The sequence below is a fragment of the Aliiroseovarius sp. S2029 genome (genome assembly GCF_023195575.1).
GTDB classification, from domain to species: domain Bacteria; phylum Pseudomonadota; class Alphaproteobacteria; order Rhodobacterales; family Rhodobacteraceae; genus Aliiroseovarius; species Aliiroseovarius zhejiangensis.
In genome coordinates, this window is the sequence record NZ_JALPQE010000016.1 from 1 (window position 1) to 2,756 (window position 2,756).

Genomic DNA, 2,756 nt, shown 5'->3' on the forward strand with positions numbered 1-2,756 from the left:
CAATTCGGTTTCCGCACCCCAGATAAACGCAGTTAATCTGGTCGAAAAATCACGATGTTTGCAGTTCAAGACGCGGATGATTGCGGTTCACTACAAGTACACGGTGCTGTTCGACGCGAATGTTCTCTACCCCGCGCCAATGCGGGACGCGTTGATGCAATTGGCTGTCACAGATCTTTTCAAGGCGAAGTGGACGGCTGACATCCATCGGGAATGGATCGACGCCCTACTACGCAATGAACCTCATCGCGAGCGGGCGGCGCTGGAGCGGACCCGCGACTTGATGGACATGGCCACACGCGACTGCCTAGTCACCGGCTATAAAGCCTTGGTGCCGGCCCTCATATTGCCGGATCCCGACGACCGGCACGTTCTGGCGGCCGCTATCGTCGGGCGCTGTGACGCCATCGTCACTCAGAACCTGAAGGACTTCCCACCAGAGGCACTTGCACCATTCGGCATCGAAACTCAGCACCCCGACGACTTTTTCCGGAACCAGCTTTCTCTCGCGCCCGGTCTGGTCTGCTCCGCGCTGCGCAAAGTTCGCGCCCGCCTCAAAAACCCGCCCAAGAGTGTTGACGAATATCTGTCGATCCTGACGCAACAAGGGCTGGTCGCAACTGTTGCTGACCTGGAGCAGTTTGCCGATCTGCTCTGATTGGCGCCATCGCGGGTCTTGGCGTGCTCAACTCGTTTTGGCATTGCAGGTGCTAACCTCTCCATTGTCACCGCTCAATCTCCCCTGCCAATACAGCTCGACCATGCACAGCCAGCATGGCCGTGAACCGCTGGCATCCAAAGTGGCGAATGACCTCGAGAACCCGCGCCTCATAAGCGGCCATACCGATCTTGCTACACAGATGGGAAGCATGAAATTGGCGGTTTGTGCTCGGTGCGGCCTTGATCTGATCGCGTAACTCGCGCTCTCTCGGATCGAGTATCACCTGCGGTTCGGGCACTTCTCTTGGTCGAGGTGTAGCGCCTGGCGCGGTGCGCCATCTGCGCATGAAGCCGAGCAAAAAACCCGCTGGAACCTTCTCGTTGCCGCGCGCGCGGTTGAACGCAAGGAAGCGATCCCAGATCACTTGCGTGTCGACATTCCAGCATGGAAGCACGGTCTTCGCAGCCTTGATCAAGTCGGCCCAGCATGTCTGGAACACGTTCGAAACTGCATTAATGTGGCTCTGCCTCACTTTGTGTGGCGCAACTATCCTGAAACTGGAAAATTCAGGAGGGATAGTTGTGAGTTCGAAGAAGCACTGGTCGCCGGGCAGCGATGTTGCAGTTCAAAGCGTTGAACGAAGTGAATCCGGCGGGTGGATTGTATCTGGCGTCTTGGCACCCAACGGCATTTGCCCAGACTGTGGATTGCATTCACGCCGACGTCATGGCTGGCGGCGTCGGTGGCTGCAGGATTATCCCGCGCATGGAGACGCGGTAACGGTTGATCTCGCAGTTTGCCGTTGGCGATGTTTGGCGCCTGCTTGCCCGCGCCGGACTTTCTCGGACCAGATCAGCTCGATTGCGCGTCCATTTGCACGTCGTACTTCGCGTGTAGGGGAGATTGTCGGCCATCTTGGGCATGCGACAGGCGGACGGCCTGCGGAGCGGTTGTTGCATCGTTTGGGCCTTGGGGTCAGCGATGACACGGTGCTCAGGCAGCTGAAAAGGTGTGCTCAAGGCACCACCGAGGCGCCGACAATCATCGGGATCGACGATTGGAGCTGGCGGAAATCGCAAACCTACGGCACGATCATCGTGGATCTGGAGCGTCGCGTGGTCATCGACATCCTCGAGGATCGAGATGTCGTCACCTGCACCAACTGGCTAAAGCGACACCCCGAGGTGGAAGTGATCAGCAGAGATCGGTGCGGTCTCTACGCCAAGGCTGCCCGGCAAGGGGCACCGCAGGCAAAGCAGGTCGCCGACCGGTTCCATATCGTGCAAAACCTGCGGCAGGCCATTGAGGAACAGATGAACCTTCACGGCCGTGCCACCGGCAGGGCGCTGCTGTCCGACGCCGACAACATCACCGCAGCCGGAAGCCTTCTGAAGTCCCGCCTTGCGCACAGGACGTTCCGGGAAGAGATTTTCACCACCATCCATGCGCTCCGAAATCAGGGACTTTCCTGCAGCGAGATCGGGCGGCGAACAGGGTTTCCGCGTCGCAGCATCGCGAAATGGCTGCAGTTCGAAACACCACCGGACCGCAGGCGGGCCGCTTTGAAGCCGAGTTCGCCATGGTATTTTGAAGAGTTCCTGAGCCAAAGCTGGAAGGAGGGCATTCGAACTGGCAGCGCCCTTTTCAGTCTGATCCAAGAGCGTGGTTACGAGGGGAGCCAGTCGCATTTGCAGCGGCTGCTGGCGGGTTGGCGCAGAGCCGAACAGCAAGCGAGCGATCCCAAGGTAGAACACAAGATCCTGGAGCCGGTTCGGGACCCGGAAACGGGGCACGCGATCTCCCCGGTCATCGCGGCCGCGCTGTGCATCAAACCGCGCGGCAAGCTCACCTCGGATCAGGCGCGTAAAGTCGATGCGCTCAAGACCCGCTCTCCCGCCTTCGTATCGATGCGCAGCCTCGCCATGCGGTTCAATGGTATCCTGCGCGGCCGCGTGGCAGACCCGCTCCCTGCATGGATCGACGACGCGATCGAAACCGACCTGGCGCCCATCGTGCGCTTTGCCCGCACAGTGAACCGGGACTACGAAGCCGTCAAAAACGCCATCGAGATGCCCTGGAGCAACGGCCAAGCAGA

Annotated in this window: 2 protein-coding genes and 1 pseudogene; 2 read left to right on the forward strand and 1 reads right to left on the reverse strand. The window is 59.6% G+C overall.

Features of this window, described 5'->3' with window-relative positions; all coding sequences use genetic code 11:
• Positions 1-139: 139 nt before the first annotated feature.
• The gene (locus MUY21_RS15895) at positions 140-658 is read left to right on the forward strand and encodes a PIN domain-containing protein (protein ID WP_248411254.1); all 519 of its coding nucleotides are present in this window, start codon (positions 140-142) and stop codon (positions 656-658) included.
• A gap of 67 nt (positions 659-725) precedes the next feature.
• Here MUY21_RS15895 and MUY21_RS15900 read toward each other — a convergent pair.
• Positions 726-1,166 (reverse strand): annotated as a pseudogene (locus tag MUY21_RS15900) (hypothetical protein); the annotation flags it as partial.
• Positions 1,167-1,320: 154 nt separating this feature from the next.
• Here MUY21_RS15900 and MUY21_RS15905 point away from each other — a divergent pair.
• A partial coding sequence (locus MUY21_RS15905) for an ISL3 family transposase (protein WP_248411255.1) occupies positions 1,321-2,756 on the forward strand: 1,436 nt, incomplete at its 3' end.

Coding starts and splice junctions, on each gene's coding strand:
- MUY21_RS15895 (WP_248411254.1), top strand. CDS start 140: ATGCGGGACGCGTTGATGCAATTGGCTGTCACAGATCTTTTCAAGGCG.